The organism is Streptomyces sp. NPDC002490, from assembly GCF_040296045.1.
GTDB lineage: Bacteria > Actinomycetota > Actinomycetes > Streptomycetales > Streptomycetaceae > Streptomyces.
This window is the reverse complement of sequence record NZ_JBEOWM010000028.1, coordinates 12,248-27,652: the sequence shown is the minus strand read 5'-3', so window position 1 is coordinate 27,652 and position 15,405 is coordinate 12,248. Positions and strand designations below refer to the sequence as shown.

The window sequence follows — 15,405 nt, the reverse complement described above, 5'->3', positions numbered from 1 at the left end:
GACGGCGATGCGCCGGCACGGCCGACGACCCCGCCGGGCGGCGGTCCGCCGGTGCCCCCGGAACGGCGGGGAGGACCGGTGCCGGAGCGGAGGGGAAGGGCGGCACCGACGAGAATCACTCACTTGTGCGGACCTTCGCACGCACGTGCTGGCATATGCGCGAGAATGGCGGGGTGACGTCACCCTCACCGCGGCCGTGGACGACGGCCACCTCCGCCCGCCCGCCCCGGCTGATCGCGACGGACCTCGACGGGACCCTGCTGCGGGACGACAAGACCGTCTCGCCCCGCACGGTCGCCGCCCTCGCTGCCGCCGAGGCGGCCGGCATCGAGGTCTTCTTCGTGACCGGCCGGCCGGCCCGCTGGATGGACGTCGTCAGCGCCCATCTGCACGGGCACGGCATCGCCATCTGCGGCAACGGGGCCGCCGTCGTGGACCTGCACGGCGGGCCCCTCGCACCCCGCTTCCTCAAGGTCCGCGAGTTGCCCACGGAGGCGGCCCGCTCGGTGGTGTCGGCCCTGCGGGAAGCGGCCCCCGGGACCGCCTTCGCGGTCGAGCGCACCGGCGGTCTGCACCACGAGCCGGACTACCCGCCGCTCCAGCTCGACATCGGCGAGAGCGTCGCCCCGGCCGAGAAGCTCCTCGCCGAAGGGGCGGCCGGCGACGGCCAGCCCGTGCTCAAACTGCTCGCCCACCACCCCGCCCTCGCCCCGGACGCCTTCCTCGACCTCGCCCGCGCGGCCGTGGGGGAACGGGCGAACGTCACCCGTTCCAGCCCGACCGCCCTGCTGGAGATCAGCGGCCCCGGGGTGTCCAAGGCCAGCACCCTGGAGCTGTGCTGCGCCGAGCGGGGCATCTCCCCCGCCGAGGTCATCGCCTTCGGCGACATGCCGAACGACATCGAGATGCTGGCCTGGGCCGGCACCTCCTTCGCCATGGGCAACGCCCACCCGGCCGTCCACGCCGCAGCCACCCTGCTGACCAGCGGGAACAACGAGGACGGAGTCGCCGTCGTCATCGAGCGGATCCTCGCCGAAGGGCTCTAGCCACTCGCCGGGACCCCGTCCCGGTCACAGCTCCACGCCCCGCTGGGCGAGCCACGGCACCGGATCGATGCCGGAACCGAGCTGCGGGGTCAGCCGCACCTCGAAGTGCAGGTGCGGCCCCGTGGAGTTCCCGGTCGTCCCGGAGAGCCCGATCCACTGCCCGGCCCGCACCCGTTCCCCCTGCTCCACGGCGACCGAGGACAGGTGTGCGTACTGCGTGTGGTAGCCGCCCGGATGCGCCAGCACCACGGCGATCCCGAACGCACCCCCGCACCCGACCCCCACCACCCGGCCCTCGCCGACCGCCCGCACCGGGGTGCCCTCGTCCACCGCGAAGTCCTGGCCGGTGTGCCGGCTCGCCCACCGTTGCCCCGTTCCGCCGAAACCGGCCGACAGCGCGTACCCACCGAGCGGGGCGACCCAGTCCTCCGCGGGCAGCGGCCCGGGTTGCGCCAGGCGCACCGCGCCGGCGCACCGCCCCGCCGACACCGCCCGCTCCGACTCGCTCCGCAACCGCTCCTGCGCCCGGGCGAGCTTCTCCTCGATTTCCCGTCTCAGCGCGGCCAAGCGTTCGTTGCGGCGCTCCAGCGTCCGCCACTCCCGGGAGGCCGCCGCCTCGTCCGCGGCCAACCGCCGCTGCGCGGCAGCGCTCTCCTCGATCCGCTGACGGACGCTCAGCCCCGCCTGGCGCAGGGCGTGCTGGCCTTGCACCACGCCCTGCGGATCGTCGGTCAGCAGCATCCGTGCGGTGTACGGCACTCCGCCGCCGGTCCGGTACTGGGCCGCAGCGATCCGGCCGAGGTCGGCGCGGAGCGCCGCGACGGCCCGGCGCTCGGCGGCGAGCCGCCCCTCCAGCTCCCGGGCCCGGACACGGGTGGCGACGGCGGCCCGGCGCCCCTCCTCGTAGGTGCGGGCCGCGTCGGCGGCCTCCTCGTACAGCCGCGCCACCTCTGCGCCGGCGGCCCCGTCTACGGGGCCGGGCAGCCCGGGCGGGTATCCGTCCTCGGACGCGTTGACGTGCGGGACGGCCACGCCGAGCAGCACGCACAGGACGGCCGGGACGAACAGCGGACGGTGACGGGAACGCCGCGCACGACGACGGGGGATGGCCATGTGACGGATCGTCGCGCGGGGTGCGGCGCCCGGCGCGGGATGCGCGTGCGCCCGGGGGACGAACTGCTCCGGACGGATCAGACCGGTACCGCCGAACAGGTCCGGCGGCCACCGGCCCGGTCCGGGACGGGACGGGGCTGCGGATCAGTGCGGGGCCTGCCACACCACGCTGGCCCCCGTGCCCTCGTCCCCGATGCCGGGCCCGTACCAACTGTCGCCGCCCAGGGACTCGGCACGGCGTTTCAGGTTCCGCAGGCCGCTGCGCCGGCCGCCCTCGGGGATGCCGACTCCGTCGTCCGCCACCGTCAGCCGCACCCCGGGACGTCCGTCCGGCAACGGGACCGTCGCGTCGACCACCACCTCGATCCTGGTGGCCTCCGCGTGTCGGAAGGCGTTGGAGAGCGCCTCGCGCAGGGCGGCGATGAGGTTCTTGCCGGTGAGTTCCCCGACCACGGCGTCGACCGGGCCGACGAAGCGGTGCGCGGGCTTGAACCCCAGCGGCACGGCCGCCGTGTTGATCTCCCTGAGCACCCGGGTGCGCAGCCCGGACGGCGCCTCCGCGGGCCCCTGCTGGAGCGCGAAGATCGCAGTGCGGATCTCCTGGATGGTCACGTCGAGTTCGTCGACGGCCTTGCCCACGCCCTGTTGCACCGCCGGGTCGCCGGACTTGCGCTGGGCGCCCTCCAGCATCATGCCGGTCGCGAACAGCCGCTGGATCACCAGGTCGTGCAGGTCACGGGCGATCCGATCGCGGTCCTCGTAGACCGCGAGCCGTTCCCGGTCCCGTTGCGCCTCCGCCATCTTCAGCGCCAGCGCGGCTTGGGCGGCGAACTGGCCGGCGAGGGTCCGCTCGGCCTCGGTGAAGGTGCGCGCGCCCCGCTCGCGCAGGGTGACCAGGGAGCCGAGCACCCGTCCCTCGCTCTGTAGGGGCAGCAGCATCACGGGGCCGAAGCGCCGCACCAGTTCGCTGAGCACCCGGGGGTCGGTGGCCGCGTCCTCCAGGAACACCGGTTCGCCGGCGAGCAGCAGTGCGGCGATCTGGCTCTCCGGGGGAATGACCCCGCCGGCCCCCTCGGGGTGGTCCTGGGAGGCCACGGCGACGACCTCCAGCCCGCCCTCGGCTGCGGGCAGCAGCACCAGTCCGGCCGCCGAGTCCGACAGTCCGCGGGCCTGCTCGGCGACGACCTGGAGCGCGTCCTCGGCGGCACCGCCGGACAGCAGCGCGGTGGTCACCGCGACGGAGCCGTCGATCCAGCGCTCCCGCTGTCGGGCCGCCCCGTACAGCCGGGCGTTGCCGATGGCGATGCCGGCCTCCGTGGCCAGCACCCGGACGATGCTCAGGTCGTCCTCGTCGAACTCGGCGCCGCCGTGCTTCTCCGTCAGGTAGAGGTTGCCGAAGATCTCGCCCTGCACCCGGATGGGCACCCCGAGGAAGCTGCGCATGGGCGGGTGGTTCGGCGGGAAGCCGCAGGAGCGCGGATCGGTGGTCAGGTTCGCCAGGAGCACCGGCTCCGGGTGGTGGATCAGGGCGCCCAGCAGCCCGCGATGGCCGTCCGGCAACCGTCCGATGCGCTCCGCGGTCGCCCCGTCGATCCCGTGGTAGACGAAGTCGGAGAGTCCGTCGCCGTCCTCGGCGACCACACCGATCGCCGCGTACTCGGCCCCGGCCAGTTCGGCCGCGGTCTCGCAGATCCGGTCCAGCGTCGAGTGGAGCTCCAGCCCGGTCCCGACCGACCGCATCGCGTCCAGCAACTGCGGGACCCGTGCGGCCAGCTCTCCGGACAGCCCCACGCCCTCTTCGCTCCGTTTCCCCGCCATGCCCAAAGCCTCACAACCTCCTGTGAACCGTGCAACCGACAGCGCGGTGCACACCGGGACCGCAGCGGTCAGACCCTCGCGGCCAGCAGTTCCGTCGCCCCCTCACGATCCCGCATCCGGGCCAACGGCCCGTCGACCGCCACCAGTTCCCCGAACGTCCCGCGCTGCACGACCCGGCCGGCGTCCAGGACGATCACCTCGTCCACCTCCTCCAGTCCGGCCAGGCGGTGGGTGATCAGCACCGTGGTCCGTCCTACGGTGGCCGCCATCAGGTCCGTGGTCAGCGCATCGGCGGTCGGCAGGTCGAGGTGCTCGGCGGGCTCGTCCAAGACCAGCACCGGGAAGTCCGCGAGCAGCGCCCGGGCGAGGACGAGGCGCTGTCGTTGCCCACCGGACAGCCGGGCCCCGTGTTCGCCGACGAGCGTGTCGAGGCCCTCGGGCAGGGAGTCGACCCAGTCCAGCATCCGCACCCGCTCCAGCACCGCGGTCAGCTCCGCCTCGCCCGCGTCCCGCCGGGCCATCAGCAGGTTCTCCCGCACCGAACTGTCGAAGAGGTGGGCGTCCTGGGCACACAGCCCCACGAACTCCCGCACGGTGTCCCCGTCCAGGGCCTCCGCGGCCACCCCGCCGAGCTCGTAGGTTCCCGACGCCGGCTCCAGGAACCGGGCCAGCACCTGGGCGAGCGTGGTCTTCCCGGACCCCGAGGCCCCGACGACCGCGATCCGTCGCCCCTCCTCCAGGGTCAGGTCCACGGCGTGCAGCGCCCGGTCCCGCTGGCCCTCGTACCGGGCGCTGAGCCGGTGCAGCCGGAGCGGGAACGGCGACTCCGGAGCCGGGGCGGGCCTCTCCGGTTCCCGTACCGGCTCGGGCGCGTCCAACACCTCCTGGACGCGCTCGGCGCTCCTGCGCACCCGGTGGCGGTACTGGACGGCCAGCGGCAGTCCCATCACCGCTTCGAAGGCGGCGAGCGGGGTCAGCACCACGACGGCGGTCGCGACCCCGTTCAGGCGGCCTTCGGCCACCGCGGCCACCGCGACCAGTGCCGTGGCGGTGACGGTGAGGCCGGTGATCAGGGCGGTCAGCCCGTCGCCGAGCGCGGTCGCCTTCGCGGTGCGCGAAGCGATCCCGGTGAGCACCGCATCGGCCTGCCGGGCCCGCGCGGTCCGCTCGGGGAGGGCCCCCGCGACGGTCAGCTCCGCCGTCCCGCTCAGCAGCTCGGCGACCCGGTTCGCGAGGACCCCGCGGGCGGGGGCGAGTCGCAGCTCGGCCCGGCGGGCGATCGCGCCCGACAGCAGCGGCACCCCGGCCCCGGCGGCCAGCAGGCCCACGGCGAGCACCGCCCCGGCCTCGGGCAACAGCCAGGTGGTGAACCCGACGGCCCCGAGCGAGACCGCCACGGCGGCCCCGACCGGCAGCAGCCAGCGCAGCCAGTAGTCCTGGAGGGCGTCGACGTCCGCGACCAACCGGGACAGCAGGTCACCGCGGCGGGTCTGCCGCAGCCCAGCGGGAGCGAGCCGTTCCAGGCGCCGGTACACGGCGACCCGGGTCTCCGCCAGCATCCGCAGCACCGCGTCATGGGAGACCAGCCGCTCCGCGTAGCGGAAGACCGCCCGCCCGATGCCGAAGGTGCGGGTCGCGGTGACGGCCGTCATCAGGTACAGCACCGGGGGCTGTTCGGAGGCGCGGGAGATCAGATAGCCGGAGACCGCCATCAACCCGACCGCGCTGCCCAGGGCCAGGCTGCCGAAGAGCAGGGCGAGGGCGAGACGCCCCCGGCGCGGCCCGGCCATCTCCCGCACCCGTGCCAGTACCGAGCGGCCCGGGTTCGTGCGCGGGACGGCGGCCGTGTCCTCGCGCTCCCGTCCCGGCTGGAACAGTTCGTCGCCGAAGGCGGTGCCGGTGGCCCTCTCCGCTCCGTCCGGGGCGGGGAGGTCGGTGGCCCCCGCCGGCACGGGGGCTTCGGGCAGCGGAAGGGTGACGACCCGGTCGGCGACCGCCAGCAGGGCGGGCCGGTGCACCACCAGGAGAACGGTCCGGTGGGCGGCCAGCCTCCGTACCGCTTCGACGATCCCGGCCTCGGTGTCCCCGTCCAGCGCGGCCGTGGGCTCGTCGAGCAACAGCACGGGCCGGTCCGCCAGGAACGCCCGGGCCAGGGCGAGGCGCTGGCGTTGTCCGGCGGAGAGCCCCGCCCCGTCCTCGCCGAGGAGGGTGTCCACCCCGGCCGGCAGCGCGTCCACGAACTCCAGCGCCCCGGCGTCCCGCAGGGCGGAGCGGAGCGCGGACTCCTCGGCGTCCGGCCGGGCGAGTCGGACGTTCTCTGCGATCGAGCCGGCGAAGAGGTGGGGACGCTGGGGGACCCAGGCCACCTGACGGTGCCAGGACTCCCGGTCCACCCGGGCGAGGTCCACGCCCCCGACCAGCACCCGGCCCCGCTCGGGCCGGACGAACCCGAGCGCGGCGGCGATCAGGGTCGACTTGCCGGCGCCACTGGGTCCGACGAGCGCCACGGTCTCCCCGGGACCCACCTCGAAGGACGCCTCGGTCACGGCGTCCGTCCAGCGTCCCGGGTAGCGCAGGCCCACCCCGTCGAACCGCAGTCCTCCGGGGCCCGGCCGCTCGGTGCCGCCGTGGGGCGCCTCGGTCTCCAGGACCTCGAAGACCTCCTCCGCGGCCGCGAGCCCTTCGGCGGCGGCATGGTACTGGGCGCCCACCTGGCGCACCGGGAGGTACGCCTCGGGGGCGAGGATCAGGATGACCAGGCCGGTGTACAGGTCGAGCCCGCCGTGCACCAGCCGCATGCCGATGGTGACCGCGACCAGCGCGACGGAGAGGGTGGCCAGCAGTTCCAGGGCGAAGGAGGAGAGGAACGCGATCCGCAGCGTCCGCATGGTGGCGAGACGGTAGTCCCCGGTGATCGTGCGGATCGCCTCGGCCTGGGCCTTGGCCCGTCCGAAGACCTTCAGCGTGGGCAATCCGGCGACCACGTCCAGGAAGTGACCGGAGAGCCGGGAGAGCATCCGCCACTGCCGGTCCATCCGGGCCTGGGTGGCCCAACCGATGAGGATCATGAAGAGGGGGATCAGGGGGAGCGTGCCCGCGATGATCGCGGCGGAGACCCAGTCCTCGGTGACGATGCGCAACCCGACCGCCACCGGGACGACCACCGCGAGTCCCAGTTGGGGCAGGTAGCGCGAGAAGTAGTCGTCCAGTGCGTCCATGCCCCGGGTGGCGAGCGTGATGAGTGCTCCCGTCCGCTGTCCGCTCAGCCACCCCGGCCCCAGGGCACCCGCGTGGTCCAACAGCCGTCCGCGGAGTTCGGACTTCACCGCCGCGCTGGCCCGGTGGGCGGCGATCTCCGTGAGCCAGGAGACGGCGGAACGGCCCCCGGTCACCGCCACCAACAGCAGCAGCGGTGTCCTCAGGTCCGCCACCGAGCGCCCGTCCTGGAAGGCACCGACCACGATCTCCGCGAGGAACATGGCCTGGGCGATGACCAGCCCCGCCCCGACCAGGCCGAGGCCCACCACCAGGGCGAGGAAGCCCCGGGTGGCCCGGGCGTAGCGGAGCAGTCTCGGGTCGATCGGTTTCACGTGAAACACACCCTCGGGGGAGCCGGGTGTGTTTCACGTGAAACACACCCGCGGACAGGGACGGTCAGTGCGCCTCAGCGATGTGCTGGGTACCGATGCGCTTGCGGAACACCCAGTAGGTCCAGCCCTGGTAGAGGAGCACCACCGGAGTGGCGATGCCCGCGCACCAGGTCATGATCTTCAGGGTGTACGGCGTGGACGAGGCGTTCACGACCGTGAGGTTCCAGGCCGGATCCAGCGAGGACGGCATGACGTTCGGGAAGAGCGTCAGGAAGAGCATGGACACCGCGGCCACGATGGTGACGCCCGAGAAGGCGAACGCCCATCCCTCCCGGCCGGCCAGGTTGGTGGCCAGCGCGGCGCAGAGTGCCGCCACCGCCACGATCCCGGCGACCAGGCTGCTGCCGTCCCCGTGGTCGAACTGGGTCCAGAGCAGGAAGCCCAGGGCGAGCACCGCGCTCAGCAGACCGATCTTGGTGGCGAGCGCCCGGGCCCGGAGCCGAATGTCCCCCACCGTCTTCAGCGCGACGAACACCGCGCCGTGGAGGGTGAACAGGCTGAGGGTGACCAGACCCCCCAGGAGGGCGTAGCCGTTCAGCAGGTCCAGGACGTTCCCCACGTACTCCTTGTCCTGGTCGATCTTCACGCCCCGGACGATGTTGCCGAAGGCGACGCCCCAGAGGAAGGCGGGGAGGAGCGAGCACCAGAAGATCGCGTTCTCCCAGTTCCGCTGCCACTTCTCCTCCGGTCGCTTGGCGCGGTACTCGAAGGCGACGCCGCGCACGATCAGACACACGAGGATCAGCAGCAGCGGCAGGTAGAAGCCGGAGAACAGGGTGGCGTACCACTCGGGGAAGGCCGCGAAGGTGGCCCCGCCCGCGCTGAGGAGCCACACCTCGTTGCCATCCCAGACCGGACCGATCGTGTTGATCAGCACCCGCTTCTCCTGCCGCCCCCGGGCCAGGAGCTTGGTGAGGACGCCGACGCCGAAGTCGAAGCCCTCCAGGAAGAAGTAGCCGATCCACAGGACCGCGATCAGCACGAACCACACGTCGTGGAGTTGCATGTCCGCCCTTCCGTCAGTAGGAGAAGGCCATCGGCCGGTCGTCGCTGTGCCCACCGATCTTGGTGGGCGGATTCAGGTCGGCCTCGGTCAGTTCGGGCGGGCCCGCCTTGATGTACTTGGCGAGGAGCTTCACCTCGATGACGGCGAGGACCGCGTACAGCAGGGTGAAGACCACCATCGAGGTGATGACCTCGCCCTGGCTGACTCCTGGGGAGACCGCGGAGCGCGTCTCCAGCACCCCGTACACCACCCAGGGCTGGCGCCCGGTCTCGGTGAAGATCCAGCCCCAGGAGTTGGCGATGAGGGGGAAGGCGAGCGTCCAGGCGGCCAGCAGCCAGTACCCCCGGGCCCACTTGGCGTGCAGCGGTCGGCGGAAGGGCACCAGGTGCGGCATCTCGTCCTCGCCGACCCTCAGCTGCGGTGGCAGCAGGAACTTCTTCCTGGTCAGCCAGAGTCCCAGCAGGCCGATGGCGAAGGAGGCCATGCCGAAGCCGATCATCCAGCGGAAGGACCAGAAGGCGACGGGGATGTTGGGCCGGTAGTCACCGGGGCCGTACTTCTCCTGCTCCGCGGCGTTCACGTCGTTGATGCCGGGCACGAAGGAGTTGAAGTCGTCGTTGGAGAGGAAGGACAGTATCCCGGGGATCTCGATGGCCACGGTGTTGTGGCCCTTGTCCACGTCCCCGTAGGCGAAGAGCGAGAAGGGCGCACCCTTCTGGCCGTCCCAGAGCGCCTCGGCCGCCGCCATCTTCATGGGCTGCTGCTCGAACATCACCTTGGCCAGGCGGTCACCGCTCACCGCGGTGAGCAGTCCGGCGACGGCGACGGTGACCAGGCCGAGCCGCAGCGAGGTCTTCATCACCGGCACGTGCTTCCCCCGCACCAGGTGGATCGCGGAGACCCCGACCATGAACGCCCCACCGGTGAGGAAGGCGGCCGTGAGGGTGTGGGCGACCTGGGTCAGGGTGGTGTTCTGACTGAGGACCGCCCAGAAGTCCGTGAGCTCCGCCCGCCCCGCGACCTCGTTGATCCGGTACCCCACGGGGTGCTGCATCCAGGAGTTGGCGGCGAGGATGAAGTAGGCGGACAGGATGGTGCCGATCGCGACCATCCAGATCGTCGCCAGGTGCAGCTTCTTCGGCAGCTTGTCCCAGCCGAAGATCCACAACCCGATGAACGTCGACTCGAAGAAGAAGGCGATGAGCGCCTCGAACGCGAGCGGCGCCCCGAAGATGTCACCGACGAAGCGCGAGTAGTCCGACCAGTTCATCCCGAACTGGAACTCCTGCACGATGCCGGTCACGACGCCCATGGCGATGTTGATCAGGAAGAGCTTGCCCCAGAACTTGGTGGCCCGGAGGTACTTCTCCTTCCCCGTGCGCACCCACGCCGTCTGAAGCCCCGCGGTGAGTGCCGCCAGGGAGATCGTCAGCGGGACGAACAGAAAGTGGTAGACGGTCGTGATGCCGAACTGCCAGCGCGCCAGAGTCTCCGGCGCCAGAGCAAGATCCACGTCTCCTTCTCCTTACGTGCCGTGTTCACAGCCGCAGTCTTGCCCTTTTGATCTCTGACATAACAGGATGATCCAGGCGAGCTTGTGAACGCGTTCACATTCACAAGCATTATGTCCCACCCATTCCCGACGCTTGCACCCGGGGTCCCCCTTACTGGAGGAAACACCCGCGACTCACCCCAAGAAACCCAGGAGCAGACAACAAGAGACCCCCGGAACCGAAGGTCTCGGCGCCCGGGGGCCTTCTACGAGGGGGCCCATGGCCCCCTCACATGACAGTGATCACAGCGTCGCGCGGAATTCCCCCGCGGCCCGCAGGAACAAGTCGTTCGCCTCCGGTTCCCCGACGGAGATCCGCACGCCCTCGCCCGCGAAGGGCCGGACCACCACCCCGGCCCGTTCACATGCCGCCGCGAAGTCACCCGTACGGTCGCCCAACCGGAGCCAGACGAAGTTCGCCTGCGAGGGCGGCACCGTCCACCCCTGCTCGACCAGCGCCGCGTGCACCCGGGCGCGTTCCCCCACCAACGCCCCCACCCGTCCCAACAGCTCGTCCTCGGCCCGGAGCGAGGCCACCGCCGCGTCCTGGGCGAGCTGGCTCACCCCGAAGGGCACCGCCGTCTTGCGCAAGGCCGCGGCCACCGGCTCGTGGGCCACCGCGAAGCCGACCCGCAGCCCGGCGAGCCCGTACGCCTTGGAGAACGTCCGCAGCACGCAGACGTTGGGCCGGTCCCGGTAGAGGCGAACGCCGTCCGGCACCTCCGGGTCCCGGATGAACTCGCGGTACGCCTCGTCCAGGACCACCAGCACCTCCGCGGGCACCCGGTCGAGGAACCGTTCCAGCGCGGCCCGCCGGACCACGGTCCCCGTGGGGTTGTTCGGGTTGCAGACGAAGACCAACCGGGTCCGGTCGGTGATCGCGTCCGCCATCGCGTCCAGGTCGTGCACGTCCTCCGCGGTCAACGGCACCTGCACCGAGGTCGCCCCGCTGACCTGGGTGATGATCGGGTACGCCTCGAAGGAGCGCCAGGCGTAGAGCACCTCGTCGCCCGGCCCCGCGGTCGCCTGGACCAGCTGCTGGGCGACGCCGACCGAACCGGTGCCCGTCGCCAGGTGGTCTACCGGCACGTCGAACCGTTCGGCCAGCTCGTTCACCAACTCCGTGGCCGCCAGGTCCGGGTAGCGGTTGAACGCCCCGGCAGCGGCGGTCACCCGCTCCAACACCCCCGGCAACGGGGGGTACGGGTTCTCGTTCGAGGACAGCTTGTAGGCCACCGGACCGCCGACCGCCGCGGGCTTGCCCGGCTTGTAGACGGGAATCCCCTCCAGCGCTTCCCGAAGCCTGGGACTCTGCTCGCTCACCACGCCGCTCCTCGATGTCGACCGCACCGTAATGCTCCACACCCTAAGAGGATTCCGGTTCCGCACAAGCCCCCGGCGAGGTCCCCGACCCCTCCGGGAGCAGCGGTCCGCGGCGCCCCCGGCCTCGTCCCCTCCGGGCGTCACCGCGGGGGCGGCGCGCGGAGGAAACTGCACGCCCCTGGCTCGCGCCGTAGCGCGCATCCCTCGTCAAGGTGAGTTGAGACCTCTTCGAGACATGACCCGCCCTAGAGGCCACCACCCCTGAGTGACCCATCAATCACTGATCATTCCCTCAACTACCTTGTCATTCACAGGCAGAACGAAGAAAAAACCTTGCAGAAACGTGCCTGTCAACCTGTGAATCTACGTCCCTCCCACCCCACCGTCGGAGCCCTACTATCGGCACGCCATGACAGCAGCAGGGAAGCACCAGGTGAGCCGGGCGGACACCCCCCGCCGAGGCGGCCGGCCGGGTCGAGCGGGCATCAGGGATGTGGCCGCCGCCGCCGGTGTCTCCATCACGACGGTCTCCGACGCCCTCAACGGCAAGGGGCGGTTACCGGACGCGACCCGGCGTCACGTCCGCGAAGTCGCCGACCGGCTCGGCTACCGACCTTCGGCCGCCGCACGCACCCTCCGTACCGGCAAGTCCGGCCTCATCGGCCTGACCGTCACCACGTACGGGGATGAACCTTTCACCTTCACCGAGTTCGCCTACTTCGCCGAGATGGCGCGGGCCGCCACCTCCGCGGCGCTGGCCAGGGGGTACGCCCTCGTCATCCTGCCGGCGACCTCCCGCCGCAGCCCCGTGGACGTGTGGTCCAACGTCGCACTGGACGGCACCGTGGTGATCGACCCCTCCGACAAGGACCCCGTCGTCACCGAGCTGGTCCGCCAGGGCCTGCCCGTGGTCTCGGACGGCCGGCCCGCCGGCTCGCTCCCCGTCACCGCCTGGGTGGACAACGACCACGAGGCGGCCGTGCTCGGCATCCTCGACCACCTGGCCGCGGCGGGCGCCCGCCGCATCGGGCTGCTCACCGGCACCACCACCGACACCTACACCCACCTGTCGACCACGGCGTACCTGCGCTGGTGCGAGCGGGTGGGGCAGGACCCCGTCTACGAGGCGTACCCGGCGCACGACCCGTGCGCGGGTGCCGTGGCCGCGGACCGCCTGCTGGCCCGACCCGACCGCCCCGACGCGGTGTACGGCCTCTTCGACCCGAACGGCACCGACCTGCTGGCCGCCGCCCGCCGGTACGGGCTGCGGGTCCCGGACGACCTGCTCCTGGTCTGTTGCAGCGAGTCGACCGTGTACGCCACCACCGAGCCGCCGATCACCACCCTGTCCCTGAAGCCCCGACGCATCGGCACGGCCGTCGTCCAACTCCTGATCGACGCGATCGAGGGTGCGGACTCCGACCAACCGGTGCAGCAGGTCATACCCACGGAACTGATCGTCCGCACCTCCTCCGAACGGCGTCACCCGCGGACCACCGTCAGCCCTCCCCGGTCACCGCACACCGGCTAGTCGGGGAGGTTCGGAAACCGGGTGCCTCTCAATTCGGGAGAAATGCGCGGTGAACCGGGCCGCCGATCCGATTCACCACCCCTGGGTCATCACACAGCGCGAGCCACATTCCTATGATGGGCGGACGACACCGCGGGCCGCTGCGACCAGGCAGTCCGATCCGGTGCAGTTGCGGCGCGAGGTGGTGGAGGGGTCGATGACTCAGGGGGCAGGTCAGGGACCCGTCGTGCGAACGCCGACGGTGCGCGACTTCCGGGTGCCGGCCTATGTGCACGAGGCCGGCCCCGTACCACCGGACCGGCCCGCCGCCCATCCCGATCCGCGGCTCGCGGCCCCGCCCCCGCCGGCCGCGGCGACCTACCCCCCGCCCTCCGGCGGCGGCCCGTACCAGCCGGGTCAGGAACCGGAGGGCTACACGCCGACCCAGCGCGACCTGCCGGTGATCAACCGCGGTGACACCCTCCAGGTCCCGGTGACGCCGGCCCCGGTCCCGGCGCCCGCCCCGCGCGGGCCGGAGGGGCTCGGCCCGCTGTACGTGGTCGGCGACGTGCACGGCTATCTGGCCGAGTTGGTCACCGCCCTGCACGAGAAGGGCCTGATCGACGCCGAGGGGAACTGGTCCGCGGGCAACACCCGCCTGTGGTTCCTCGGCGACTTCACCGACCGCGGGCCCGACGGCATCGGCGTGATCGACCTGGTGATGAAGCTGTCCGCGGAGGCCGCCGCCGCCGGCGGCTACTGCAAGGCCCTCATGGGCAACCACGAACTGCTGCTGATCGGAGCCCGCCGGTTCGGCGACACGCCGGTCAACTCCGGTGCCGGCACGGCCACCTTCCAGGCCGCCTGGCTGCTCAACGGCGGCCAGAAGTCCGACATGGACCGCCTCCAGGACCACCACCTCCAGTGGATGTCCCGCCTCGACGCGATGGTCGAGGAGGACGACCACCTGCTGCTCCACTCGGACACCACCGCCTACCTGGAGTACGGCGCCTCCGTCGAGGAGGTGAACGACACCGTCCGCGAGACGCTGACCCGCAACGACGCCGACGAGTGCTGGGACCTGTTCCGCAAGTTCACCAAGCGCTTCGCCTTCCGCGACGAAGCGGGGCCCCGGGCGGCCCGGGAACTCCTCGCCGCCTACGGCGGGTCCCGCATCGTGCACGGTCACAGCCCCATCCCCTACCTGCTGGGCGAGGTCGTCTCCGAGGACGGCGACGACAGCCGCGGCCCGGTGGTGGAGGGCCCGCACGTCTACGCCGACGGGCTGGCCATCGCCATGGACGGCGGGGTGACCATGGCCGGCAGCCTGTTGGTACAGCAACTCCCGCTGCACGCTTGAACGTTGCGCGGGCCTCCGCCCGGGCGAAGGATCTTGCGGTCCGATAGCACTATTTTCGGAAATCCACTGTCACCCCGTGCGGTGTCGGGCCTACCATCGCCCTACCCTTGGCGGGCTTCCCTCCGTTTCTGCTCGACGGCCCTCCACCGGGAGGGCCGTCCGCCCCACGGAGCATCGGGGGATGCACATGAACAGCGTTCCGCGGCAGCTGTCGAGAGAGGACCGCATCGCGTACGAGCGGCTCCTCGACGAAACCTTGCGCACCGTCCCGCACCATCCGGAACTGGCCGTGTCCGGCGACCGGTTCACCCTCGAACGGCTCCGCGCCGTGGCCCTGGACGCCAGCGCCCTGATCACCTCGGCGGCGGACGCCGAGTACGAGGCGTACACCGCGGTCCGCGCCCGGGCCCGGGCGGAGGCCCGCACGGACGGGGCGGCCGCGGTCGAGGGGCACGCCGGCGCGGGGGTCCTCGCCGTGCTCACCGTCCTGGCCCCGGTCCTCGCCGGCACGGCGGCCGTGATCTTCCTGCTCGTCGGCTACGTCCTCCGGGCCCTCGCCCCCCAACTGGCGGTCGGCCGGACCCTGCTCAACACGGGCTGGGCCTTCGGCGCGCTGACCGCGGTGACGATCCTGATCGCCGGCGCCGGCATCCTGGTCTCCGCCCTGCGCAACGACGCGACCGCCCTGCGGGCCGACGCCCCGCGCGCGATCGACGCCGAGGTGGAAGCGGCCGGGCAGCGCTGGCGGGAGGCGCTCCGGGAGCGGGGCATCCTGCCCTTCCTGCGGAACGTGCTGGCCGAGGAGCCCGCCCCGGAGGAACCGAGCGCGGACCCGGACCCCCGCACCACGGCGCCCTCCGGCGGGAGCACCGTGGGCTCCGCCCCGGCCGGCCGGATGCCCCACCTGGGCTACCACCGGCCGGGGTTCAGCAGCCCCGACCGGGGGCGGACCGACGCCCGCCCCAGCTACTCCCGTCCGCGCTACAGCAGCCCAGACTTCGGCGGACCGGGGGACCGGCCCGAGTAG

At 72.2% G+C, this 15,405-nt stretch carries 10 protein-coding genes; 4 read left to right on the top strand and 6 right to left on the bottom strand.

Annotation, left to right across the window (positions count from 1 at the left end; all coding sequences use genetic code 11):
- Positions 1 to 155: 155 nt before the first annotated feature.
- On the top strand, positions 156 to 1,046 hold the full coding sequence (locus ABT092_RS19160) for a Cof-type HAD-IIB family hydrolase (protein ID WP_351245319.1): 891 nt from the start codon (positions 156 to 158) through the stop codon (positions 1,044 to 1,046).
- Between the two features lie 24 nt (positions 1,047 to 1,070).
- Here ABT092_RS19160 and ABT092_RS19155 read toward each other — a convergent pair whose 3' ends face one another.
- From ABT092_RS19155 to hisC, 6 genes are all read right to left on the bottom strand, one after another.
- A complete protein-coding gene (locus ABT092_RS19155) occupies positions 1,071 to 2,159 on the bottom strand; it encodes a murein hydrolase activator EnvC family protein (RefSeq protein WP_351245317.1) in 1,089 nt (362 codons plus the stop codon).
- Positions 2,160 to 2,303: 144 nt separating this feature from the next.
- A complete protein-coding gene (locus tag ABT092_RS19150) occupies positions 2,304 to 3,977 on the bottom strand; it encodes a sensor histidine kinase (RefSeq protein ID WP_351245315.1) in 1,674 nt (557 codons plus the stop codon).
- A 68-nt stretch (positions 3,978 to 4,045) separates the two neighbouring features.
- Positions 4,046 to 7,567, bottom strand: coding sequence for a thiol reductant ABC exporter subunit CydD (cydD, locus tag ABT092_RS19145; RefSeq protein WP_351245313.1), 3,522 nt, complete (start codon positions 7,565 to 7,567; stop codon positions 4,046 to 4,048).
- A 64-nt stretch (positions 7,568 to 7,631) separates the two neighbouring features.
- Positions 7,632 to 8,633, bottom strand: a complete 1,002-nt coding sequence (gene cydB / locus ABT092_RS19140) for a cytochrome d ubiquinol oxidase subunit II (protein ID WP_351245311.1) — start codon at positions 8,631 to 8,633, stop codon at positions 7,632 to 7,634.
- 13 nt (positions 8,634 to 8,646) lie between these two features.
- The gene (locus ABT092_RS19135) at positions 8,647 to 10,146 is read right to left on the bottom strand and encodes a cytochrome ubiquinol oxidase subunit I (protein ID WP_351245309.1); all 1,500 of its coding nucleotides are present in this window, start codon (positions 10,144 to 10,146) and stop codon (positions 8,647 to 8,649) included.
- A gap of 282 nt (positions 10,147 to 10,428) precedes the next feature.
- Complete coding sequence (gene hisC, locus ABT092_RS19130) at positions 10,429 to 11,508, bottom strand: histidinol-phosphate transaminase (RefSeq protein ID WP_351245307.1); 1,080 nt, start codon at positions 11,506 to 11,508, stop codon at positions 10,429 to 10,431.
- 409 nt (positions 11,509 to 11,917) lie between these two features.
- Here hisC and ABT092_RS19125 point away from each other — a divergent pair, with 409 nt between their 5' ends.
- From ABT092_RS19125 to ABT092_RS19115, 3 genes are all read left to right on the top strand, one after another.
- Entirely contained in the window at positions 11,918 to 13,039 is a 1,122-nt protein-coding gene (locus ABT092_RS19125; protein ID WP_351245305.1) for a LacI family DNA-binding transcriptional regulator, read from the top strand.
- A 196-nt stretch (positions 13,040 to 13,235) separates the two neighbouring features.
- Positions 13,236 to 14,378: a metallophosphoesterase gene (locus ABT092_RS19120; protein ID WP_351245303.1), complete on the top strand. Its 1,143-nt coding sequence runs from the start codon at positions 13,236 to 13,238 to the stop codon at positions 14,376 to 14,378.
- Between the two features lie 181 nt (positions 14,379 to 14,559).
- On the top strand, positions 14,560 to 15,405 hold the full coding sequence (locus ABT092_RS19115; protein ID WP_351245301.1) for a hypothetical protein: 846 nt from the start codon (positions 14,560 to 14,562) through the stop codon (positions 15,403 to 15,405).